Annotated in this window: 19 protein-coding genes; all 19 read right to left on the reverse strand. The window is 60.2% G+C overall.

Features of this window, described 5'->3' with window-relative positions:
- Positions 1-90 precede the first annotated feature (90 nt).
- Positions 91-975, reverse strand: a complete 885-nt coding sequence (locus B9Z43_RS07400) for a formate dehydrogenase accessory sulfurtransferase FdhD (RefSeq protein WP_108324210.1) — start codon at positions 973-975, stop codon at positions 91-93.
- 73 nt (positions 976-1048) lie between these two features.
- Positions 1049-1390 carry a hypothetical protein gene (locus tag B9Z43_RS07405; RefSeq protein WP_108324211.1) on the reverse strand — a complete coding sequence of 114 codons (342 nt, stop codon included), beginning with the start codon at positions 1388-1390 and terminating at the stop codon, positions 1049-1051.
- A gap of 14 nt (positions 1391-1404) precedes the next feature.
- Entirely contained in the window at positions 1405-2571 is a 1167-nt protein-coding gene (locus tag B9Z43_RS07410; protein WP_108324212.1) for a formate dehydrogenase subunit gamma, read from the reverse strand.
- A gap of 18 nt (positions 2572-2589) precedes the next feature.
- The gene (locus B9Z43_RS07415; RefSeq protein ID WP_108324213.1) at positions 2590-2826 is read right to left on the reverse strand and encodes a hypothetical protein; all 237 of its coding nucleotides are present in this window, start codon (positions 2824-2826) and stop codon (positions 2590-2592) included.
- A gap of 2 nt (positions 2827-2828) precedes the next feature.
- The gene (gene fdh3B, locus B9Z43_RS07420; protein ID WP_108324214.1) at positions 2829-3431 is read right to left on the reverse strand and encodes a formate dehydrogenase FDH3 subunit beta; all 603 of its coding nucleotides are present in this window, start codon (positions 3429-3431) and stop codon (positions 2829-2831) included.
- Between the two features lie 10 nt (positions 3432-3441).
- Positions 3442-6402: a formate dehydrogenase subunit alpha gene (locus tag B9Z43_RS07425; RefSeq protein WP_108324215.1), complete on the reverse strand. Its 2961-nt coding sequence runs from the start codon at positions 6400-6402 to the stop codon at positions 3442-3444.
- 47 nt (positions 6403-6449) lie between these two features.
- Positions 6450-6656: a formate dehydrogenase gene (locus B9Z43_RS07430; RefSeq protein WP_108324216.1), complete on the reverse strand. Its 207-nt coding sequence runs from the start codon at positions 6654-6656 to the stop codon at positions 6450-6452.
- A 229-nt stretch (positions 6657-6885) separates the two neighbouring features.
- Complete coding sequence (locus B9Z43_RS07435; protein ID WP_108324217.1) at positions 6886-8835, reverse strand: TRAP transporter large permease subunit; 1950 nt, start codon at positions 8833-8835, stop codon at positions 6886-6888.
- Complete coding sequence (locus B9Z43_RS07440; protein WP_108324218.1) at positions 8832-9458, reverse strand: TRAP transporter small permease subunit; 627 nt, start codon at positions 9456-9458, stop codon at positions 8832-8834. Before B9Z43_RS07440 ends, B9Z43_RS07435 begins: the two co-directional genes overlap by 4 nt.
- A 72-nt stretch (positions 9459-9530) precedes the next feature.
- Positions 9531-10649 (reverse strand): TRAP transporter substrate-binding protein, encoded by a 1119-nt coding sequence (locus B9Z43_RS07445; RefSeq protein ID WP_199222273.1) that lies wholly within the window; start codon positions 10647-10649, stop codon positions 9531-9533.
- 147 nt (positions 10650-10796) lie between these two features.
- Entirely contained in the window at positions 10797-11423 is a 627-nt protein-coding gene (locus tag B9Z43_RS07450) for a molecular chaperone (protein WP_108324219.1), read from the reverse strand.
- 6 nt (positions 11424-11429) lie between these two features.
- The gene (locus B9Z43_RS07455; RefSeq protein ID WP_233249958.1) at positions 11430-13556 is read right to left on the reverse strand and encodes a 4Fe-4S binding protein; all 2127 of its coding nucleotides are present in this window, start codon (positions 13554-13556) and stop codon (positions 11430-11432) included.
- The gene (locus B9Z43_RS07460; RefSeq protein ID WP_108324221.1) at positions 13483-14133 is read right to left on the reverse strand and encodes a DUF3306 domain-containing protein; all 651 of its coding nucleotides are present in this window, start codon (positions 14131-14133) and stop codon (positions 13483-13485) included. The genes B9Z43_RS07455 and B9Z43_RS07460 overlap by 74 nt, the downstream gene beginning before the upstream one ends.
- A complete protein-coding gene (locus B9Z43_RS07465; protein ID WP_369910083.1) occupies positions 14130-14687 on the reverse strand; it encodes a DUF3305 domain-containing protein in 558 nt (185 codons plus the stop codon). The genes B9Z43_RS07460 and B9Z43_RS07465 overlap by 4 nt, the downstream gene beginning before the upstream one ends.
- Positions 14688-14701: 14 nt before the next feature.
- A complete protein-coding gene (locus tag B9Z43_RS07470; RefSeq protein WP_146183881.1) occupies positions 14702-16192 on the reverse strand; it encodes a sensor histidine kinase in 1491 nt (496 codons plus the stop codon).
- Between the two features lie 79 nt (positions 16193-16271).
- Complete coding sequence (fdhF, locus tag B9Z43_RS07475) at positions 16272-19061, reverse strand: formate dehydrogenase subunit alpha (protein ID WP_108324224.1); 2790 nt, start codon at positions 19059-19061, stop codon at positions 16272-16274.
- A gap of 271 nt (positions 19062-19332) precedes the next feature.
- Positions 19333-21054, reverse strand: a complete 1722-nt coding sequence (locus B9Z43_RS07480; RefSeq protein ID WP_108324225.1) for an NADH-ubiquinone oxidoreductase-F iron-sulfur binding region domain-containing protein — start codon at positions 21052-21054, stop codon at positions 19333-19335.
- Positions 21055-21060: 6 nt separating this feature from the next.
- Positions 21061-22350 (reverse strand): benzoyl-CoA 2,3-epoxidase subunit BoxA, encoded by a 1290-nt coding sequence (gene boxA, locus B9Z43_RS07485; protein ID WP_108324226.1) that lies wholly within the window; start codon positions 22348-22350, stop codon positions 21061-21063.
- A gap of 313 nt (positions 22351-22663) precedes the next feature.
- Positions 22664-24091 carry a benzoyl-CoA 2,3-epoxidase subunit BoxB gene (gene boxB, locus B9Z43_RS07490; RefSeq protein WP_108324227.1) on the reverse strand — a complete coding sequence of 476 codons (1428 nt, stop codon included), beginning with the start codon at positions 24089-24091 and terminating at the stop codon, positions 22664-22666.
- Positions 24092-24118 lie beyond the last annotated feature (27 nt).

Here is a 24118-nt window from a genome sequence, read left to right on the forward strand (position 1 = left end):
ACGGGATTGCTCGGGCTGGATCGCTACGCTTCGCTCGCGATGACATCGAAAACGTCATTGCGAGGAGCGCAGCGACGTGGCAATCCAGAATCAGGTGCTGGCCAATGCCGTTTGCCAGACCATGCGCTCGGGGGCGCTGAAGCACAGGAAGCGTTTGTTGGTGGCGCGGCCGATGGCGCACAGGCCCAGGCGCTTGGCCACGTCCAGGCCCATTTGGGTAATGCCGCTGCGCGAGACCACAATCGGCACGCCCATTTGCGCGGACTTGATGACCATCTCGCTGGTCAAGCGGCCAGTGGTGTAGAACACCTTGTCCTGGCCGCTGATGTCGTTCATCCACATCCAGCCGGCGATGGTGTCGACCGCATTGTGGCGCCCGACGTCTTCCACGAACATGAGCATCTGGTCGTTCTGAAACAGCGCGCAGCCGTGCACCGAGCCGGATGATTTGTAGGTGGACTCCTGCACGCGGATGGCGTTGACCAGGGCGTAGAGCTGGCCTTGCGTGATGCGCGCTTCGGGCAGCACGATGTCGTCGATGTGGGCCATCAGGTCACCAAAGACACTGCCTTGGCCGCAGCCGGTGGTGACCACGCGTTCGGCGCTGCGTTGGGTGGTGATATGCGCGCCGGGACGTGTCTTGACGGCGGCCACACCCGGCTCACCGGTTTCGCCTTCGCCAATCGTCCAATCCACCGTGATGGACTCGATTTGCTCGACCGAATCGATCAGGCGCTGGTTGCGCAAGAAACCCAGCACCAACCATTCGGGCTCGGCGCCCAAGGTCATCAGGGTGACGAGTTCTTTTTTGTCGAGGTAAATCGTGAGGGCGCGCTCTGCCGGGATCTGCGTCTCGGACTGTTCACCCAACTCGTTGCAAACCTGCACTGTGCGTGTGAGCGAGGCGCGGGCGTGCGTCAACGCGGGTTTGAGGCGTACAGGGGTGTCGGTGATATCGGTCAAAACGGCAGACATGGTGTGAGCCTAACGTAAAAATCCCCCGCCGGTGAGGACGGGGGATCTGAGGCTGGAGACTCTGGAAGAAAGATCAGCCTTTTTTGGCCGGTGCGGTAGCGGGTGCAGGTGTTGCGGGCGCAGCTGCTGGAGCGGCCGCTTGCTCTGCGGGCTTGTAAGCACCTGGGTCTGCGCACGCTGGTGTGGCCGTGGGTGCATTGGTTTTGGCACCGGTGGCCTTGGCCGTTTTGTAATAGTGGGCCGCGACTTTTTCGCGTGACTTGCACAACTGGAAGTCGGCCACTTTGTTGCCGTGGGCTGTCTTGGCAGCCGCTTCAGCGGCTTTGGCTTTGGCTTCGTCGCTGGGCGCGGGCAGTTTGGCAGCTGCGCTGAAGCTCAGCGCCAGTGCGGACAAAACAAGCAAGGTCTTTTTCATGGAGGTGCTCCTGTTCAAGCCGATGCGGCCTTGGAGGTGGCAGTCGGTGCTGCCGTGATGGGGGTCGAGCGTTTGGCCGGGATCTTGCCGGCTTTGATGTCGTCGTACCAAAGTTCGTGGTGTTCTTTGGCCCAGGTTTCGTCCACATAGCCGTCACGCATAGCACTGTAAGCGCCGCGCATGCCGATGGTGCCCATGTAGATGTGGCCCAGGAACATGGTCATCATCAAGAATGTGGCCACGGCATGCACCATGTGGCTGATCTGCATGGTGCCGCGTTCGTACACAAGACCGGGGATGACCTTGTCGAGCACCAGGCCCGAAGCCACCACCACCAGACCCAGGAAGAACACACCGGACCAGAAGAGGATCTTTTCACCGGCGTTGAAGCGGTGCGAAGGCACTTCGGTGCCCGAGACCAAACCACCGCCCTTGAGGACCCAGGTGAGGTCTTCTTTGCTGGGGATGTTGTCGCGCACAAACGTGACGATCACGATCACCAGGGACACCGCAAACAAAGGGCCTGCAAAGTTGTGGATGTTTTTCAGCGCGTAGGTCAGCCAGCCAAACAAGGCCGTGCCAATGACGGGCAAGATGAAAAACTTGCCAAAGGCCATGACGATGCCCGAGATGGCCAAAGCGCAAAAAGCGATGGCATTGGCCCAGTGGGCCGAGCGCTCAAATGGCGTGAAGCGTTCGATCTTGCGGCCGGTTTCCTGGCCGTGCAATTCGATGGTGCCCTTGCGCCAGTAAAACAGCGCGATCGCACCCAGCACGATCAACAACAGCGCACCGCCGTAAGGGATCAGGTACTGGTTGCGCACTTGGCGCCAGGCTTCACCGGCGTTGGTCAGGCGCGAGCCAGGGTATTGCACGAACTTCTGGATCAGGTTGCCCGCCTCGGGCGCCTGGCTCAGGGGCAGGCTGCTGTAACCGGTCACGCCCTGCCCGACTTGGCGCCACATGGGCGCATTGTTGCCGGGCTGGACTTGGCCGCGCTCGGCGTTGGTCTGGTCTTTGTATTTGGGATCGGCATCGGCGCCGGGCGCGATCTGGAAGATGTTGGCGCTTTTGACGCCACCGGCCGCATCGGCAGCGGGTGCGGCCCCTGGGGCCACCGCCTGCGCAGCAGCGCCCAACGCGAGCCAACTCAGGCTCAAAGTGATGATCAAGCGACGCATGATGAACTCCTCATGCGCTCACTTGGGCGCGCGCTGGTGATCGTTCATGCCGTAGTTGGCACGGGCCTTGAGGTGGTTGGACCAGCTGGCATGGTCACCGGCTTTCCATCCAGGCTCGGTGAAGGCAGCCACACCGGTACCCGCTTGCGCAGGCTGGTCGCTGCGGATGCCCATCTTGTCTTGCGGCTTTTCGCCGCAAGCCGACAAGGCCAAGACAGCGGCCACAGCCGTTGCAAAAATCAGAGTGCTTCGCATCATCAGGCTCCTTGCTTGGCTTGGTTGCCGTAGGCGGTGCCCCAGCCCCAGACTTCGGCACCCTTGCCGCGCTGAATGACGCGACCACGCAAGATGTCGGTGATGACATCACCGTCACCGGCGAGCAATGCTTTGGTGGAGCACATCTCGGCGCAAGCAGGCAATTTGCCTTCGGCCAGGCGGTTGCGGCCATATTTCTCAAACTCGGCTTGGCTGCCGTGCTCTTCGGGGCCACCGGCGCAGAAGGTGCATTTGTCCATCTTGCCGCGCACACCGAATGTGCCTTGGCCTGGGAACTGCGGTGCGCCAAAGGGGCAAGCATATGAGCAGTAGCCGCAGCCGATGCACACGTCTTTGTCGTGCAGAACCACACCTTCATCGGTTTTGTAGAAGCAGTTGACCGGGCAAACGGCCATGCAAGGCGCATCCGAGCAGTGCATGCAAGCGACCGAGATCGACTTTTCACCAGGAACACCGTCGTTCAGGGTGACCACACGGCGGCGGTTCACACCCCATGGGACTTCGTGTTCGTTTTTGCAAGCAGTGACGCAGCCGTTGCATTCGATGCAGCGCTCGGCGTCACAGATGAATTTCATTCGTGCCATCGTGTTCTCCTCAGGCCTTCTGGATGTTGCAGATGGTGGTCTTGGTCTCTTGCATCATGGTGACGCTGTCATAACCATAGGTGGTGGCGGTGTTGACCGCCTCGCCGCGCACCACCGGGGCAGCGCCCTTGGGGTAATGCGCCAGCATGTCGGCACCTTGCCAACGACCCGAGAAGTGGAATGGCATCCAGACGGTGCCGGTGTCGACACGCTCGGTCACCAGGGCTTGCACGTCCAGACGTGCGCCAGTGGCACCCATCAGCCAGACACGGTCGCCGTTGCGGATGCCACGGTCAGCCGCTGTCTTCGGGTTGATCTCGACATAAGCCTCTTGCTGCAACTCGGCCAACCAAGGGTTGGAGCGGGTCTCTTCGCCACCACCTTCGTACTCGACCAAACGGCCAGAGGTGAGGATGAGCGGGAACTTCTCGTGCATCTTGTCGGCGATATTCTTGTCCTGCACCGTTTTGTACAGGGTGGGCAGACGCCAGAAAGCTTTCTTGTCGTCGTGCGTGGGGTACTTGGCCATCATGTCAGGACGCGTGCCGTACAAAGGCTCACGGTGCTGAGGAATGGGGTCCGGGAAGTTCCAGACCACGGCACGCGCTTTGGCGTTGCCAAAGGGGTGGCAGCCATGGTTTTGCATGAACACACGCATCATGCCGCCCGAGTTGTCGGTCTTCCAGTTCTTGCCTTCGGCCTTGGCTTTTTCGGCATCGGTCAACTCGTCCCACCAGCCCAGCTTTTTCAGCAAGATGTGGTCGAGTTCCGGGTAACCGGTGGTGATGTCAGCACCTTTGGAGTGCGAACCGTCTTCAGACAGCAGGCTCTTGCCTTCGCGTTCCACACCGAAGTTGGCGCGGAAGTTGCCACCGCCGTCCATGACGTGCTTGGAGGTGTCGTACAGGTTGGGCGAGCCGGGGTGCTTGAGTTCGGGCGTGCCGTAGCAAGGCCATGGCAGACCGAAGTAGTCGCCTGTGAAGTCGTAGCCGGTTTCCTTGTCTTTGCCGCCTTTGGCCTTGAGGGTTTTCACATCGAACACGTTCATGTTCTTCATGTGGGCCTTCAGGCGCTCAGGGCTTTGGCCGGTGTAGCCAATGGTCCAAACGCATTTGTTGATTTCGCGCAGGATGTCTTCGGGCATGGGTTCGTCCATGCCTTTGACTTTTTGCATTTTGTAGTTTTTGACCAGCTCGGTACCAAAGCCCAATTTTTGAGCCAACTGGTACATGATCATGTGGTCAGAGCGGCTCTCCCACAGCGGGTCGATGACCTTCTCGCGCCACTGCAGCGAACGGTTGGACGCGGTGCACGAACCGCTGGTCTCGAATTGCGTGGCGGCGGGCAACAGGTACACGGCGCGGTTGGGGTTCAGGTCTTCGGCTTTGCCTGGCATGGCGGCCATGGCGGCTGTGGCCGATGGGTAAGGGTCCACCACCACCAGCAAGTCCAGCTTGTCCATGGCGCGCTTCATCTCCAGACCGCGGGTCTGGGAGTTGGGCGCATGGCCCCAGTAGAAAACGCCACGCAGGTTGCTGTCCTGGTCAATGAGTTCGTTTTTCTCGAGCACACCGTCGATCCAGCGGGACACGGTGATGCCATTCTTGCCCATCATGGCGGGGGCAGAAAACTGCTTTTTAATCCACTCGAAGTCCACGCCCCAGGCGTTGGCAAAGTGCTTCCAGGAGCCTTCAGCCAGACCGTAATAGCCGGGCAGAGAATCAGGGTTGGGGCCAACGTCGGTGGCGCCTTGCACGTTGTCGTGGCCACGGAAGATGTTGGTGCCGCCACCGCTCTTGCCCACGTTGCCCAAGGCCAGTTGCAAGATGCACGACGCACGCACGATGGCGTTGCCGATGGTGTGCTGGGTCTGACCCATGCACCAGACCACGGTGCCAGGGTTGTTCTCGTGCAGCATCTTGGCGATCTTGAAGACTTGGTCTTCTTTGACGCCGCAAGCTTCTTCCACTTTGTCCGGTGTCCACTTGGCCAACACGTCTGCCTTGACGGCTTCCATGCCATACACGCGGTCGTTGATGTATTTTTTGTCTTCCCAGCCGTTCTTGAAGATGTGATAGAGCACACCGAACAGGAAAGGAATGTCTGTGCCTGAGCGGATGCGCACGTACTCGTCGGCCTTGGCCGCAGTGCGGGTGAAGCGTGGATCGACCACGATCATCTTGCAGCCGTTTTCCTTGGCGTGCAGCATGTGCAGCATGGACACGGGGTGGGCTTCGGCTGCGTTGGAGCCGATGTACAAAGCGACCTTGCTGTTTTGCATGTCGTTGTACGAGTTGGTCATGGCGCCATAACCCCAGGTGTTCGCCACACCGGCCACGGTGGTGGAGTGGCAAATACGGGCCTGGTGGTCACAGTTGTTGGTGCCCCAGAAGCTGACGAACTTGCGCATCAAGTAGGCTTGTTCGTTGTTGTGCTTGGACGAACCAATGAAGTACACGCTGTCAGGGCCGCTGGCTTTTTTGAGCTCCAGCATCTTGGCGCTGATCTCAGTCAGGGCAGTGTCCCAGCTGATGCGCTCGTATTTGCCGTTGACCAGCTTCATCGGGTAGCGCAGGCGGTATTCGCCATGGCCGTGTTCACGCAGGGCCGCGCCCTTGGCGCAGTGGGCGCCCAGGTTGATGGGCGAATCGAACACGGCTTCTTGGCGGACCCAGACGCCGTTTTCAACAACGGCATCGACCGCGCAACCCACCGAGCAATGGGTGCACACAGTGCGTTTGACTTCGACTTTGCCCGCACCCAGGATGGAAGCGCCAGTGGCCGCCTGGGCTTTTTGCACCAAGCTCAGCTGAGATGCGGCAAGACCCACGCCCACACCCAGACCCGAACGGCGCAAAAAGCTGCGACGGTCGAGTGTAGGCAGTGCTTGCGACAAACCGCGGCGCAGGCTGTGAATGAAAGGAGAGGAAACGCCACCCGAGGTGGTGCTTTGCTTTTTGGTCAACAACATGGAGGGCTCCAGTTGGGGGAAAGATGAAAGACCGGCCAGTGGCCAGGTCAGATGCGGGTGGTTTTGTAGTACTGCTGAACGTGTTCGCTCAGGGTGTAACCGCCACCACGCGCAGGTTTGGGCAAAGCAGCGGCCACTGGTGCCGACTGCTTCACAACACCGGGCAACACGGCCGTTGCCGCAGCCACAGCGCCTACCGTGGCAGCGCCTGCAAACAGGCTGCGACGCGAAAGAGAGGAAGTTTTGGATGACATCAAAGACTCCTGAAAAAAGGCAAGCTGATGGATCAGCAGAACTTATGGCCTAGGCAAAAAGGTACATAGGTGATCTTACTGTCTGCCCAGCAGGCTTTTCATGTAAAAACCCTTAGATCAAATTCATTTTCGTCAAGTGGGTGACAGCCGACACCCTCAAAGAGCGAAAAAAAACGCCCACGCACACAAACCACTTGGGCTGTGTGTGCGTGAGCGCACGGTGTTCTTTTTATTTGTACAGAACTTCAGGCAACCACATGCCGATGGCCGGGAAGATGTAGAGCAGCACGATCGCAAAAACCTGGATCGCCATGAAAGGCAGCATGCCTGCGAAGATCTGGTTCAGCGTGACGTGCGGTGGGCTCACACCCTTCAAATAGAACGCTGCCATCGCCACGGGTGGGCTCAGGAATGCGGTCTGCAGGTTCAAGGCCACCAACAGGCCGAAGAACAGCGGATCAATGCCGAAGTGAGGCAGCAAAGGAATGAAGATCGGCATGAAAATCACGATGATCTCGGTCCATTCCAATGGCCAGCCCAGCAAGAAGATGACCACTTGCGCCAAGATCATGAACTGCACAGGCGTCAGGTCCATGCCCAGCACCCAAGTGTTGATGATCTCCTGACCACCCAGCAACGCAAACGCGGCCGAGAAAATGCTGGAGCCCACAAACAACCAGCACACCATGGCACTGGTTTTGGCCGTGAGGTACACCGACTCGCGCAGCACCACATAGTTCAGGCGGCGGTAAGCTGCGGCCAGCAACAAGCCGCCCAGCGAACCCATGGCCGCAGCCTCGGTGGGCGTGGCCAAGCCAAAGACGATGGTGCCCAGCACCGCCAGAATCATCAGGGCCAGTGGGAAGAACGAACCCAGCAGCATCTTGAAGATTTCAAGGCGCACAAAGCTGAAATAGGCGTAGAAGATGGCCAGTGCCACGGCACAGCTGGCCAGGCCAATCCAGAAGGACATCGGCGCTGGCTGGCGCTCGGCTTGGGCCGCTGGTGTTTCAGCCGCAGCACTGACCGCTGCCGGTGCAGGCGCTTTGGCGGGTTCTGCAGCAGGCGCCGCTTCGACCTTGGCGACTTCGGCCGTACCGGGCGGCGTTTGCAGACCATCGGCTTCAGGTTCAGACAAACCGCTGACACTTTCAGCCTCTTGATCGTCTGAAGTTTCAGACAACTCACCACCCATGGCCACCACACCTTCGACCGCCTCAACAGGCAAAGGCGCTGTGACCTTGAAGTAAATGGTGCCCATGATGGCGGCTACCGCCAAGGCGGGCAGCAAAGCGATACCCAAATGGTTGAGCAATTCGCGCATGGGCACGGCCACATTGCGCTTGCCCTTGATGGCGCCGATCAGGCCTGGCAACACGGTGTTGCTGACGTCTTTGGACACCACTTGCGCAAAAGCAGGCAAGGGCACGATGCGGTCTTCAGCCGACATGGGCGGTGCCATGTGGGGTTTGATCTTGGCAATGATCACCACATAAACAACATACAAAGTGGCCAGCATGATGCCGGGGAAAAATGCACCGGCATACAGCTTGACCACCGACACACCAGCCGTCGCACCGTACACGATCAACATGACCGAAGGCGGAATCAAAATGCCCAAACAGCCACCGGCCGTGATGGCACCGGCTGACAACTGCACGCTGTAGCCCGCACGCAGCATGGCAGGCAGCGCCAGCAAGCCCATGAGCGTGACCACTGCACCAACGATGCCCGTGGCCGTCGCGAAGATCGCACAGGTCACGATGGTGGCCACCGCCAATGAGCCTGGCAGGCGGGCCATGGCCAGGTGCATGCTCTTGAAGAGCTTTTCGATCAGGTTGGCGCGTTCAATCAGGTAGCCCATGAACACGAACAGCGGGATCGAGATCAGCACGTCGTTGGACATGACCGAATAAGCCCGCTGGACCATCAGGTCCAGTGTTTGGCTGACCGCCAAATCGGGGTTTTGGCTTTTGTAGGCGATCCAAGCGAAGATCATGCCCATGCCCATCAGGGTGAAGGCGGTCGGGAAACCCAACATGATCGCCACCACCACCAGCGCCAACATCAACAGCCCCAAGTGACCATTGGTCATCTCGGACGGAGCCGGCAGCAAAACAAAGGCCGACAACACGACCAAGGCCATGATCGTCAGGCCGAACCAGACTTCTTTTTTCATTTGTGAGTTCCCTTGTCAGCCGTCACCAGCACATCGAGTTTGGCGATGTCTTCGTCCTTGACGTTGACCATTTCCTTGAGTTTTTCGACATCGACTTCGTCCACGTCATCGCCGCGCTTGGGCCATTCGCCCTGCTTGATGCAGACGATGCAACGCACGATTTCGACCAAGCCTTGGGCCAGCAAGAAGGCACCTGCAATGGGCAAGATGGTCTTGAAGGGGTAAACCGGTGGACCGTCAGCCGTGATGTTGGAGTGTTCGTGGATAGCCCAAGATTCGGCTGCAAAACCGTAACCTGCATAAGCCAATGCCACCACACCGGGAATAAAGAACACGATGTACAAAATCAAATCCAGCCAGGCCTGCAGGCGGGGCGGGAAAAAGCCGTACAGCACATCGCCGCGCACATGGCCGTTTTTGGACAAGGTGTAAGCACCCGCCATCATGAAAAGTGAGCCATACATCATGCTCATGACGTCAAAGGCCCAGGCGTGGGGACTGTCCAGCACATATCGGGAGAAAACCTCCCAGGAAATCATGAAAGTCAGCGCCACGATCAGCCAAGAAAAAAACTGGCCAATCCATGTGCTGACTTTGTCAATAAAAAGCAACAGGTTTTGCATAAGGGAACCACATAAATGAATCAGCCATCTGGAAATGCCCAGATGGCTGATGGGGAAGGCTTGAGAAGGTGATCAGCCTTTTTTGGCACCAAAGAAATGGTTAACTGCCATGCGACGGCTGATGTTGGTGTCCTGGTCCCACTTCACAGCACGGGCTGCGAAAGCTTTCTGGGAGGCCACCACTTCCTTGAAGATCGCGTTTTCGGCAGACTTCTTCTCTAGGATTTCAGACCAGACCTTGAGCTGCTCTTGCAAGATCGCATCAGGTGTCTTGAAGAATTTGACCTTGTCCTTGGTCTGCAATTCGATGTAGTCCTTGGAATAACGGTCAATGGCTTTCCAGGACATGTCGGCCGAAGCGGCTTCTGTCGCGATCGAAATCACGGACTTCAACTTGGCAGGCAGTGCATCGTACTTGGTCTTGTTGAACATGATCTCGAAGGTTTCCGAGGCCTGGTGGTAGCTTTGCAGCATGCAGACTTTGGAGACATCGGGGAAGCCCAAGATGCGGTCGGATGTGGCGTTGTTGAACTCGGCACCGTCGAGCAAACCGCGGTCCATCGCAGGCACAATCTCGCCGCCTGGCAAGGCGTTCACGGCAGCGCCCATGGCGGTGAACAGGTCAATCGCCAGACCGTTGGTGCGGAACTTCAGGCCTTTCAGGTCAGCCGTCTTGGTGATCGGCTTCTTGAACCAGCCGAAGGGCTGAGTGGCCATGGGGCCGTACAGGAAAGACTGGACGTTGCCGCCAATCGAGGCGTACAACTTGGCCAACAGCTCAGCGCCGCCGCCGTACTTGTGCCAGGCCAGGATCATGTTGGCATCCATGCCGAAAGCAGGGCCGGAGCTCCACAAGGCCAAAGCGTTTTGCTTGCCGTAGTGGTAGCCCAACACGCCGTGGCCGCCGTCCAAAGTGCCTTTGGACACCGCTTCGAGCAAACCAAATGCAGGCACCACAGCGCCAGCAGGCAGCACTTCGATCTTCAGATCGCCACCGGTCATGTCGTTGACCTTCTTGGCGTAATCCAAAGCGTATTCGTGGAAAATGTCCTTGGCAGGCCATGTGCTCTGCCAGCGCATGCTGATCGGGCCAGTCTGGGCTTTGGCAATCATGGGGGCGGAGATGGCACCTGCGGCCAAGGCAGCGCCCTTGAGGAGGTTACGGCGACGTGGGGTTTGGTTTTCTGACACAGTGATTCTCCATTCGTTGTAAAAATAGCCAAGCACCAATGAATTAGCTCGGTCATTTCATTATTGAATGGCATTGTCAAACTGGGCTAAGTGAAAACCCGACAAAGCCTCGTCTTTTTTCTCACAGCGTTGTGAAGATTTTTTCAATCACTGCAACAAGTCAAAGCCCTGAACTTCCACGCTCAAAAACGCATCCGTGAATGCGGCAACACCGGCATAAAAATGGGCACGGGGATGCCCCACAAGCACCTGACACATTTGCGACATCCAAGGCTGCAGATGCTGACTGAAAAATGCCTGCTGATGACTCAGGTTGGCCACAGAGACATCGTCTCCGGCAATGAGAAAACGCATCACCTCGAGCACATAGGCCGCGTGGTCTTCGGTTTCGGGCATGTCATCGCTGCGCCCCAAGCCCAGGGCTATCAGGTCGTGGCGCAGCTTGACCAGAGGCTTTTCATTCAGGAAGCCACTGAGGTAGTGCGAACCAAACAGATACACCTCGGGCTTGCCCACGCCACCGAACAAGCTGGTGTATTCACTGGCAATTTGTACCAAGCTCAACTCGCGTGCAGACGCCACCAGTTCCCGCCAGGAATCTTCCAAGAAGGCCCCTGCATCGGGCGCTTCGGTCACGGCCACCTGCAACTGATTCAACAGCTCTGGCGAAGGCGGCTGGTAATAAAGCGATGAGAGCAGGCCGTATATCTCGGCGCGTGCGGTTTCTTCGTCCAGCGCATGGCTGGTGTTCGACAAGTTCAGATCTGAGCTCATGAAAAATCAATTCAGGGGTTTGTCGCCCGCCATGCGGACCTGGTTTTCGTCGGTGAACATGTCCACCACGCGGCAGTCGCCACACATTTTGAGGCGCTCCAATGCGGGGCCCTGAAACATGCTGTGCCCGGCCAGGCGGCCGAGCATGGTCTCGATGGCCTTGACCGTGCCAAAGGGTTTGCCGCAACGAACGCAGCCATAAGGTGGGCTGTTGTGCAGCACCCGGGCCTGTGTGCGCTCAGGCACGAGCGACAGGCGGGGCTCCAAGGTGATGGCTTGCTCGGGGCAGGTGGTGGCGCACAGGCCGCACTGCACGCAGTTTTTCTCGATGAATTTGATTTCGGGCTGCTGCGGGTTGTCTTGCAAGGCCGACGAAGGGCAGGCCCCCACACAGCTCATGCACAGGGTGCATTTGCTGGCATTGACCACGATGGTGCCCAGCGGTGAGCCCACCGCAGGCAAGGCCAAAGCCGCCGGACGAGACGGCGCGGCCATGACCGGTGACTGCGCCATCAGGTGGTCCAGGGTCAGCTCAAGGTTGCTGCGCTTTTCGGCCTGCACCGCGTGCCGCGCCGCCAAAGCAGGGCCTGCAGGGGCTTTGACAGCTCGTCCTGACAGGCGCTGCAGATCGGCGTCGAGCGAGGCGGCGTTGCCCACTTGCAGCAATTCAAAATGCACGCCTTCGTAGCCCAAGCCATTCAACAGGCTTTGGGCCACGGCCATTTGCTCCATCAAAGCGCTCTTGTACTGCGGGGCTTCTTCGTCGGTCAGCATGACCAAAACCTGCCGGGCGCCATAGGCCACGGCCGACAGCCACAGCTCCAGGCCCACGCTGGCGGTGTGCCACAAGGCCACCGGCATCACGCGGGCGGGCACGCCTTGCATGACCTTGAGCTGTGCACCGCGGCCCAGCTCATCGATCAGGGCCTGGCCTTTGTCCTGGCTGTGCAGCAGCAAAGCGGCGTCGCGGCCACCGGCAGCTTGGTAGGTACTCAAGAGGGTGCGGATCTTCTCGCCCTGCTCAGCCGGGCGCGGGTAAGCGTAGGTCAGTGCCCCGGTCGGGCAAGCCGTGGTGCAGGCACCGCAGCCCACGCACAGGTTGGGGTTGACCTTGATTTGCTGGCGCGCCTTGTCCGAGCTGATGGCTTCAGCCGAGCAAATGTCCACGCAGGCATTGCAGCCGACTTGTTCGTTGCGGCTATGCGCGCACAGCTTTTGTTTGTAGGCAAAGAAGCGGGGCTTTTCAAACTCGCCCACCAGCTCGCGCAGCTTGAGCAAGGTCTGCAGGTCCTGCCCGTCCCATCGGAAATAGCCTTGAGGCAAGGCATGCGAAGTGAAGGTGGGCGACGCTTGGGCGCCGCGCAAATCGAGCACCACGTCAAAGCGTGCGCTTTGCGCTTGTGGCTCGCGCATGAAGTTGATGGCGCCCACGGCGTCGCAGGCCTTGACGCAATCGCGGTGCGAGCTGCAGCGCGACATATCAATTTGGTAATCCAGACCAATGGCTTGCTCTGGGCAGGCGGCCACGCAGGCATTGCAGCGGGTGCACAGGTCCAGGTCGATCGGGTTGCTGGCGTCCCAGCTCACATCAAAGGCCCCGAGCCAGCCGGTCAGGTTTTGCAGGCGTCCGGCCAAGACGGGGTAGCGGCGCTCTTGGGCGCCGCCGGCATTGCCAGGTCCTTCGGCCCAGATCGTGACTTGCATCGCATCGGACACCAAGGCGGCAGCGCGCTCGGCTTGGTCGATGGGCCCCAGGATCAGCAAACGGCCTTCGCTTTTGTAGGTGACGGTGGGCACCGGCTCAGGCTCGGGCAAGCGGGCCGCAGCCAACAAGGCGGCCAGCTTGGGACTGGCGTTGGCGGCTTCACTGCTCCAGCCTGCGGTCTCGCGGATGTTGACAAAGCGGATGGGCGACACAGCGCCTTCGGTTTGTTCGGCCAGCTCAGAAAACAAACGCTTTTCTTGTGTGCAGGCCACCACCACGGTCTGGCCACTTTTGACGGCACGCTGAAATTCGCCCGCCTCGCGGCGGCACAGTGTGGTGTGGAGTTTTAAATCTTCACCCAGCACCTGGCCCAGGGTCTGGGCTTGCAGGGGCATGGTTTGGTTGCAGTTGCAAATCAGGGTCGTCATGTTCGCTTAAGGGCAAGTCTGGCAATGCCGTTGTGGCTTGCGATGGCGCAGACTGTGCCACAAGCTGAGCTGTTTCTGGGTCTTGGGTGCGCAAATCAGGGTTTTCATGCGGCAATACCCCTACAGCCTCAAATGGTTCGGCGGGTTCTGGGATTTCAGGGGGCACCAAATTCATGAACTGGGCACTGGCCATCTTTTGCAGCATGCCGGCAGGCAAAGGGTCTGGCAAGTTGTAGTCGCCGATGTAAATGTCCAGGCCATCCATCACATTGAAGTGCGGGTCGGCAAACAATTTCTTGACTGCCAGGTTGCGCACCTCGGCGGGCACACCTTGTTGCATGAAGGCACCGAACTCCGATTCGGGCGTGAGGGCTTGTGCGTCTTCCAGCGTAGGCAGGGGCTCATCCGGGGGGGGTGTCGCCGAGGTTTGCCCAACCAACGGATCGACAACCACTGGCGCCGCTTGGCCGGGCGCCGTGGTGGCACGAATTTCGGACTGCTCAGGCTCTTGCAGCGGCAGGCCCTTGGCCGCTTCTTGCTTGCGGCGTGACCAGCGGCTCAAAAAATGATCGCTCATGCGCCCTGCCCTTGCCCGCCTTTGCGTTTCTCGGTGGTGCTGACCGATGCTGGCTGGCCAAAGCGATCGGTCAGGCCCTGAAAGCTTTGAGGGCGCTGGCGTTTCTTCACTTCGGGCACATAGTGGTGCTCGGCAAATTCACGGATCCACTGCACCACCTCTGCGGGGGCCGGGATGGTCTCCACGGTTTCTTGGGCATCCAGCCAACGGCCTGCATCGTGGTAGCTCAGGCTCACCGCCTGGGGCTCTGCACGCGGCGCTTGACCATCGACTTCGATCATGCGCCACATCACAAACCAGCAGGGCGTGGGCGATGTGGCGTTGAGCCAATAGCCTTCGGCATCGTCGGGAAACAACTGAACCGACCAGCTGGGATAGAGCCATTGCGAGGCATCCGGCGTTTCACGCAGGCAACGAACGGCCTGACCAAAGCTGGCTTCCTGCAAGACCACATCGTCCAGCGTCCAGCGGTGGCTTTGCCAGCGGGCCATGGGGCCTTGCACCGGCTCGCGGCGCATCAGCACAGCCACGTCAATTTGAGATGGGGTGTTCATGAGGGCATTGTTCATCAAGCGGGCAAAACATAGTCTGACGAGGGCAATCGCAGGGTAAAAACCGTGCCTTGACCGGGCTGACTGGCAAAGGTCAATGTGCCGCCATGCGACTCAACGATCGCCTGGCTTAACCAAAGACCTACGCCCATGCCCTCGGATTTGGTGCTTTTGAAAAGACTGAAAACCTCTGCTTGTTTGTCCAGCGCAATACCTGTGCCGTTGTCTTCGACTTGCAGGTCCAGATGGCCGGGCAAGACCAGGCCACGGATGTGCAACACACGCTCACGGTGTCCAATGTCGCTCATGGCGTCCATCGCATTCGTCACCAAATTGAGGACAACTTGTTGCAGTTGCGTGACATCGCCCGTCAGGCGAAACCCCTCGTCGAATGTACTGACAATGCGAACCTTCTCCAAAGCCGACTTGCCCTGAACGATGTCCAACACATCGAGCACCAATTGCTTGAAGTCGATTTTCGAAAACTCACCCTTGCTCATGCGGAACAAGGCGCGAAGTTTGCGAATGATGTCACCTGCCCTTTGGGTGTCGTTCACGATGTGGCTGGCCACGGTGCCCAGCAACTGTTGATCGATGGTTCGCCCTGCGTTCTGCGTGGCTTTCACCTGCGCCTGGATCAACTCAGCATGCAACAGTGTGGCGGCCAACGGTTGATTGAGCTCGTGGGCAAAACTGGCCACCAATGCACCCATGCCTGCGCTCTTATTGGACAAGGTCAATTGCCGAATGATTTCTTCACGCTCAGCCAACAAACTCGACAGCGTTTGCGAATGCTCCAACACCAAGGCGGCGTGCTCTTGCTCACGGGCCAGCTGTTCCTGCACTGCGATTTTTGAGCGGTGCGCCTTGTCTATGAAAATCTGCATGAAGCCCACACTCAGCAGGGTGATGCCGGCAAACTGCCCCGCGAACACCACCGCATGGTCCCAGGATGCTTCGTACACATCGTCCGAACCAATCCCCGTGATCATGGCCAAGGCCTTGATGCCCAGACTTCCGGACAACACCAAACCCGCCCAACGGACCGAGGTGGCACCAATGCTGTCATGGCTGCGCGCCATGTGGCGCCCAGAGACGTAATATTCCAGACAATTGAGCGTGTAAAACGAATAGAACACCACCATGATGGTGCTTTCGGGTGCGCCCGAAAAATGCAGGCCAAAGCTCAAGCCCAAAGCCAGCACGTTGAACAGGCCCATGCCCCAGAGCCAGCGGGCATCGGGTGGGCCATCGAGCGAACGCAGGGCAATTTGCCGCCCCCAGTTGCCCAAGGCCATCAACAATTGGCCAAACACAACGACATGGTCGACGTGAATCAAGCCCCTGCTGCCCAGCACGCACAGGCTGAGCGCACTCAAAATACCGGACACACTCCACAGCACCGCCACGCGGCTGCGGAATCGGGCCAGTCCGTACCACAAGGCCGCGTGCAGCATCAGGTACATGAACGCATCTACCCAGAAGATGAGTTGCACATCCAGTTTCAAGCAGGCCTCCTTGACCCATCGTGTTTGTCTGACCCACCCGGCCTATTGGTGAGGCCCGATGACTTTTGATTGCCGCTGATTATGCGGTCAAGGTCAGGGTCTGGATCTGGACGGCGCAGTATTTGAACTCCGGGATCTTGCCAAACGGGTCGAGCGCGGCGTTGGTCAGCTCGTTGGCTGCGGCTTCCACATAGGCAAACGGGATGAACACCGCGCCCAGCGGCGTGCCGTTGTCCTGGCGCACAGCCAGCTCCACATGCCCCCGGCGCGAGGCCACGCGGATGCGCTGACCCGGCTGCAGGCCCAAGCGGGCCATGTCGGCCGCGTGCATGGACGCCGTGGCCGCAGGCTCCAGCGCGTCGAGCACGGTGGCCCGGCGCGTCATGCTGCCCGTGTGCCAGTGTTCCAGTTGCCGCCCGGTGATCAGCACCATCGGGTACTCCGCATCGGGCTGCTCGTTGGCCGGGATCAGGCTGGCGGGCACCAGCCGCACACGGCCGTCGGCGGTGGGGAAATGGTCATGGAAGACGATGGGCTGGCCCGGGTCGTCGGCGCTCACACACGGGTAAGTGACCGAGCCCGCATTCAGGCGCGCCCAGTCGATGCCGCCAATGGCCGGGGCCATGGCCTGGCGCATCTCTTCATACACCTCGGCCACACCATCGTGCTCGCCCGCATAGCGCCAGTTCAGGCCCATGCGCTCGGCGATCTGCTGGATGATCCACAAATCGGGTTTCGCATCGCCCGGCGGCAGCACGGCCTGGCGGCCCATTTGCACCGTGCGGTCGGTGTTGCTGACGGTGCCGGCTTTCTCAGGCCAGGCGCTGGCGGGCAGCACCACATCGGCCAGCCAGGCGGTTTCGGTCAAGAAAATGTCTTGCACCACCAGGTGCTGCAAGCTGGCGAGCGCGTGACGGGCATGGTTCAAGTCCGGATCGCTCATGGCCGGGTTCTCGCCCATGATGTACATGCCGCGCACCTTGTGCGGGTCGCTGTCCGAGGCCAAGGCTTTGTGCATGATCTCGACCACGGTGTAACCGGGCTGGTCGTCGAGCTTCGTGTCCCAGAATTTCTCAAACCAGTCATGCGCCGACTTGTCGCTCACGCGTTGGTAGTTGGGGTACATCATCGGGATCAGGCCCGCGTCGCTCGCGCCTTGCACGTTGTTCTGGCCGCGCAGCGGGTGCAGGCCCGTGCCGGGTCGGCCGATCTGGCCGGTGATGCTGGCCAACGCGATCAGGCAGCGCACGTTGTCGGTGCCGTGCACATGCTGGCTGACGCCCATGCCCCACAAAATCATGGCGGCTTTGGCGGTGGCGTAGGCTCGGGCCACTTCGCGGATGGTGTCGGCCGGGATGCCGCACACCGCGCTCATGGCTTCGGGCGTGTAGTCCTGCACATGGGCCTTGAGTTCGGCCACGTTGTCGGCACGCTCTTTCAGGAATTGTTCGTTGCACAAGCCCTCATGCACGATGACATGAAGCATCGCGTTGAGCAGCGCCACATCGGTGTCGGGCTTGAACTGCAGGTTGCGCCAAGTATGGCGGCCGATGTCGGTGATGCGCGGATCGGCCAGCACGATGCGGGTGCCGCGCTGGGCGGCGTTCTTCATCCAGCTGGCGGCCACCGGGTGGTTGGCTGTCGGGTTGGAGCCAATCACGATGATCAGGTCCGAATGCTCGACATCGCGCACCGGATTGCTCACCGCGCCCGAGCCCACCCCTTCGAGCAAGGCCGCCACGCTGGAGGCGTGGCACAGGCGTGTGCAGTGGTCCACGTTGTTGCTGCCAAAGCCGGTGCGCACCAGCTTTTGGAACAAATAGGCTTCTTCGTTGCTGCCTTTGGCGGAGCCAAAACCGGCGAGCGACTTGGGGCCGTGCGCTTGTCGCAGTGCGTTGAGCGGCTGCGTCGCCAGATCGAGCGCTTCTTCCCAGGTCGCTTCGCGAAAGACTTCGCGCCAGTCGGTGTGGCCATCCAGCAGGGACACGTCTTTGGCCACGCCCGTTTTGCGGATCAGTGGCTGGGTGATGCGGTCCGGGCTGTGGATGTAGTCCATGCCAAAGCGGCCCTTGACGCACAAGCGGCCTTCGTTGGCCGGGCCTTCGCGGCCTTGGACGCTGATGATTTTTTCATCTTTGACTTGGTAGGTGACCAGACAGCCCACGCCGCAAAACGGGCAGACGGAGTCCACTTCACGGTCCACCTTTTGCGGGCCCATGTGGCTCTTGGGCATGAGCGCGCCCGTGGGGCAGGCCTGCACGCATTCACCGCAGCCCACGCAGCTGCTCCCCCCCATCGGGTCGGCCAGGTCAAACACCACTTGGGTGTGTGCACCCCTGAAGGCCAGACCGATCACGTCGTTGACCTGCAAATCACGGCAAGCGCGTTCGCAGCGGTTGCACTGGATGCACGCGTCCAAATTCACGGCCATGGCCGGGTGTGACAAATCTGCAGGCACGGCATCTCGCTTGAGCGCGGCCAATGCTGGGCGCACCTGCACGCCATGGTGCTCAGCCCATTGGCTCAGCTCGCCATGTGGGGCCTCGGCGCGATCGTCCAGCCATTTGTGGCCTTGCTCGGGCAAGTCGGCCAGCAGCATCTCCAGCACCATCTTCTGGCTTTTGACGGCGCGCTCGCTGTTCGTCTGCACCTTCATGCCCGAAGTGGCGCTGCGGCAGCAACTCGGTGCCAGGGTGCGTTCACCGTCGATCTCGACCACACAGGCGCGGCAATTGCCGTCGGGGGCCAAGCCTTCCTTGTGGCACAGGTGCGGGATGGCGATGCCCAACTCTTTGGCGATGTTGAAAATGCTTTTTCCAGCAGGCGCTTCAACAGACTGGCCATTGAGGCTGAATTGAACGGTGCTCATGCGCTGCCCCACTGAATGGCATACCCGACTACGTCAGAGCTGTCATGCCCGACATGATCGGGCATCCAGGTTTTGAATGCATGGATACCCGCGTGCGCGGGTATGACAGAAAGGTGGGCACGCCCGACTACTTGACAACTGTCATGCCCGACTACTTGACAACTGTCATGCCCGACTACTTGACAACTGTCATGCCCGACTTGATCGGGCATCCATGCCTTCATGACGCAAGATCCTCGGCTCAAGCCCAAGGATGACAAAAGACGTGTGCTCATCGGCTCGCCTCCGCTGCAACTTCGTGCGGGAAGTAGTCCAGCACACAACGGATCGGGTTCGGGGCGGCCTGACCCAGGCCACAGATGGACGCATCGCCCATGACTTGCGCCAGGTCTTTGAGCGTATCGGCGTCCCATACATCGGCAGCCATCAGCTGCGAAGCCTTCTCAGTGCCCACGCGGCAGGGTGTGCACTGGCCGCAGCTTTCGTGCGCAAAAAATCGCATCACGTTCAACGCCGCATCGCGGGCGCTGTCGTGTTGGCTGAGCACCATCACGGCGGCCGAGCCGATGAAGCAACCGTGCGGCTGCAGCGTGTCAAAGTCCAGCGGCACATCGGCCAGCCGTGCGGGCAAGATGCCGCCGCTGGCCCCGCCGGGCAAGTAGGCGTAGAGCGTGTGCCCTTCGGCCATGCCGCCGCAGTATTCATCCACCAGCTCGCGCAGTGTGATGCCCGCAGGTGCGAGCTTGACGCCCGGTTGTTGGACGCGACCGCTCACGCTGAAGCGGCGCAGGCCCTTGCGGCCATGGCGCCCGTGCGCTGCAAAGCTGTCTGCGCCTTGCTCCAGCAGTTCGCGAATCCAATAGAGGGTCTCGAAGTTGTGTTCCAGGGTCGGGCGACCGAACAGGCCCACCTCGGCGATGTAGGGCGGGCGCAGTCGCGGCTCGCCACGCTTGCCCTCGATGCTCTCGATCATGGCCGACTCTTCACCGCAGATGTAGGCCCCTGCACCTCGGCGCAGTTCGATACGCGGCAAGTCACAAGGCGGGTTGGCCTGCAAATCGGCCAGCGCTTGGGCCAGCAGCAGGCGGGCTTCGTGGTATTCGTCGCGCAGGTAAATGTAGACCGCCTCACAGCCCACCACGCTGGCAGCAATCAGCAGGCCTTCCAAAAAACGGTGCGGGTCGGCCTCCAGACAAGTGCGGTCCTTGAAGGTGCCGGGCTCCCCCTCGTCGATGTTCACCGCCATCAGGCGTGGGCCGGGCTGGCTGCGCACGATGCGCCATTTGCGGCCCGCCGGGAAACCCGCGCCGCCCAGGCCACGCAAGCCAGAAGACTCCAGCACCTGGATGACCGATTCGTGGTCTTTCAGACCGGCGGCCACTTGCAGGGCCAGCTGGTAGCCACCAGCTTTTTTGTAATCGTCGTAACGCAGCGCCTGAGGCAAGGGCAGGGGCTGCGTGCAGTTCTCGGCCACCAAGCGGCTCACATTTTGAGCCGTGGCAAGCGCCACCGCCTGCTGCCCCACTTGCGCCGCAGGCGCCTGCTCGCAGCGGCCCAAACAAGGCACATTGACGACCTGCACGTCGCCCGTCAGATCCCGCTGCAATTGGCGCAGCAAGGTGTCGCTGCCCGCCAAGCTGCAACTCAAGCTGTCGCACACCCGCACGGTGATGCGCGGGGCCGGTGCATCGTCTTTCAGAATTTCAAAGTGGTGATAGAAAGATGCGACCTCAAACACCTCGACCACGGGCAAGCGCATTTCGGCCGCCAGCGCCACGATGTGGCGCTCAAACAGACCATAGAAATGGTCGTTCAGCACATGCAGGTGCTCGATCAGCAGGTCGCGGCGATGACCTTCTGTGGGCTGCGCACCGATCAGGGCCTGCACTTCGGCTCGGGCCTCGTCAGAGGCTTGTCGGCCTTTGAGTTGCGAGCGGGGCTTGCGCAGTTGCTGGCGAACCTGATCCAGGCCAATGTGGGTAGCGTTCGCCATGCCAGCTCAATAAGTCTCGAGGTGCAGACGGCCTTCTTTTTTCAGGGCCGCGCCGATGTGGTCCCAGTCCAGGCCCGCGTTTTGTGCGATATCGCGCAGCGCCATGACCACGCCCTCTTCCATGCTTTTCAGACCACAGACATAAAAGCAGGTGTTGCCGTCTTTGAGCAAGGCGGCCACATCGGCGGCGCGGTCGCGCAGGGCGTCTTGCACATAACGCTTGGTCTTGCCCTCTTCGCGCGAGAAGGCGAATTCGATGTCGATGAAATCTTTGGGCAGGTTGTTGAGCGGACCAAAGTACGGCAGCTCAGCGGGCGTGCGGGCGCCGAAGAACAGCATCAGCTTGCCACCCTCGAACTTGCCGCTGGCACGCAGGCGGCGACGCCACTCGGTCATGGCGCGCATGGGGGCCGAGCCCGTGCCGGTGCAGATCATGACGATGTTGCTCTTGGGGTGGTTGGGCATCAGGAAGCTGGCGCCGAACGGGCCAATCACCTGCACCTTGTCGCCCACATTCAAATCGCACATGTAGTTGGAGCCGACGCCGCGCACCGGTTGGCCGTCGTGGTCTTCGAGCACACGCTTGATGGTCAGCGACAGGTTGTTGTGGCCTGGACGCTCGCCGTTGCGGGGGCTGGCGATGGAATATTGGCGGGCATGGTGCGCTTTGCCTTTGGCGTCTTCGCCCGGGGGCAAGATGCCGATCGACTGGCCTTCGAGCACGGGGAAAGGCAGGTTGCCGAAGTCGAGCACGATGTGGTGGGTGTCGTAGTCTTTGCCGATTTCGGTCACGCGCAGATTGCCCGTGACGGTGGCGGTGATGGTTTTGTCGGCAGCCTTGGGGCCGTAGAGGTTGGTGTAGGCGTGGGCGGCCGACCAAGGTGGAATGGTCGCGCCGAATTGGGCGGAGTTGAAGCCCGCAGCGACAGCGGTGCTGGCTGCAGAGGCGGCCGAAGCGGTATCGGCTGCGGCGTCTGGCGTTGTTGCAGCATCACCGGCATCACCCCCGGCAGCTGCCAGTTCTTCAGCACTCAGCTCATCAGGCAGCACGTCCCACTTGAGTTGTTCTTCGATGCTGTAGGCCTTGGCCTTGGGCATCATGCGCCAGTTGTCGATCGAGCCTGTCGGGCATGGCGAGATGCAGTCCATGCAGAGGTTGCAGATGTCGGCCTTGACCACGTAATTGAGCGAGTCGTGCGTGATCGCGCCGACCGGACAGATCGCTTCGCAGGTGTTGCAGCGGATGCAGATCTCGGGATCGATGACGTGCTGTTTGATCAGGATGTCTGTGCTCATGGAATGCCTCCTCAGGCTTTCAGTGTTGTGTTTGGGTTCTCTGGCTTGCGAGGTCCGCAACGTCATGGCCTGGGGCCGGGCGCCTCATACTGGGGTACCAGAAATCGGCGCCCGGCCCCAGGCCACGCCGCCGCTCTGTGCCAGTTTTCACCTCGGCAGTCTACCGGTGTTTGAGCGCTTCACGCACCCATGCAGTTGACAGAGGAAGGGGCGGGTGACGATTTTTCGGTACCCCGGTATGAGGAACCCGCCCCTTCCTCTGTCAACTGCTGCTCCCATCAAGGAAGCAGCAGTCGATCAAAAGCTCAACGCATCAGTTGAAACGGACGTAATCAAAGTCCACAGGCTGACGGTTGATGCCCATGACGGGAGGCGCGATCCAGTTGGCGAACTTGCCTGGCTCGACGCAGCGACCCATCAGGCTGGCCACATAGGCGCGGTCTTCGTTGGTGGGCAACCATTCGCCCACTTGCGCCATCCACTGCTCGTCGGTCACCACTTGACCATCGGGTGTGATCTTGGAGCCGGACAAAGAACCGATGTTGCGGTGGAACGCTTTGTGCGGTGCCTTCAAAGTGAAAGGAATGCCCGCCTTGGCGATCACACGGTTCCAACGGTCGATGCCGCCTTTGGAGTCGGTGATGTAGTCGTCGCGCAGCACTTCGTTCAAAGCGTTGAGCATCGGCACTTCTTTTTCGATCAGCTTGCCGTCTTCGACCGACAGGATCTTGTAGCTGTTGCCCTTGAGCACGTGGTCATCGGTGCGCTTGCCTTCTTCGTAACGGCCTTTCAGACCGGAGCTGTAGAAGGTGGCGGCATTCGACGACTCGTCGGCACCGAACAAGTCGATGGTCACCGAGAAGTGGAAGTTGATGTAACGCTGGATGGTCGGCAGGTCGATCACACCGGCAGCGCGCAACTTGCCCACGTCGTCGGTCTTGAGTTCGTTCATCACATCGACGGTGCGCTGGATGGTGCGGCTCACACCGGACTCGCCCACGAACATGTGGTGCGCTTCTTCGGTCAGCATGAACTTGGTGGTGCGGGCCAGGGGGTCGAATGCCGACTCGGCCAAAGCGCACAGTTGGAACTTGCCGTCACGGTCGGTGAAGTAAGTGAACATGAAGAACGACAACCAGTCAGGGGTCTTCTCGTTGAAGGCCTGCAAGATGCGGGGGTTGTCTTGGTTGCCGCTGTTGCGCTGGAGCAATGCATCGGCTTCTTCACGACCGTCTTTGCCGAAGTATTTGTGCAGCAGGTACACCATGGCCCACAGGTGGCGGCCTTCTTCGACGTTGATCTGGAACAGGTTGCGCAGGTCGTACATGCTGGGCGCTGTCAGGCCCAAGTGGCGCTGCTGCTCGACCGATGCGGGCTCGGTGTCGCCTTGCGTCACGATGATGCGGCGCAGGTTGGCGCGGTGTTCGCCAGGCACGTCTTGCCAGGCTTTTTCACCGATGTGGTCGCCGAAATGGATCTTGCGGTCTTGCTCGCCGGGGTTCATGAACACGCCCCAACGGTAGTCGCGCATCTTGACGTGGCCAAACTGGGCCCAGCCCTGGGGGTCAACGCTCACGGCCGTGCGCAGGTACACGTCCATGTCGGTGGAGCCTTCGGGGCCCATGTCGTCCCACCAGTTGATGAAGTTGGGCTGCCACTGCTCAAGCGCGCGCTGCAGCGTGCGGTCTTCGCTCAAGTTGACGTTGTTGGGAATTTTTTCGCTGTAGTTGATACCGGACATGAGAGTCTCCAGAAATTAAAAAGCAAC

It is taken from the genome of Limnohabitans sp. MMS-10A-192 (assembly GCF_003063335.1).
Lineage (GTDB): Bacteria > Pseudomonadota > Gammaproteobacteria > Burkholderiales > Burkholderiaceae_C > Limnohabitans_A.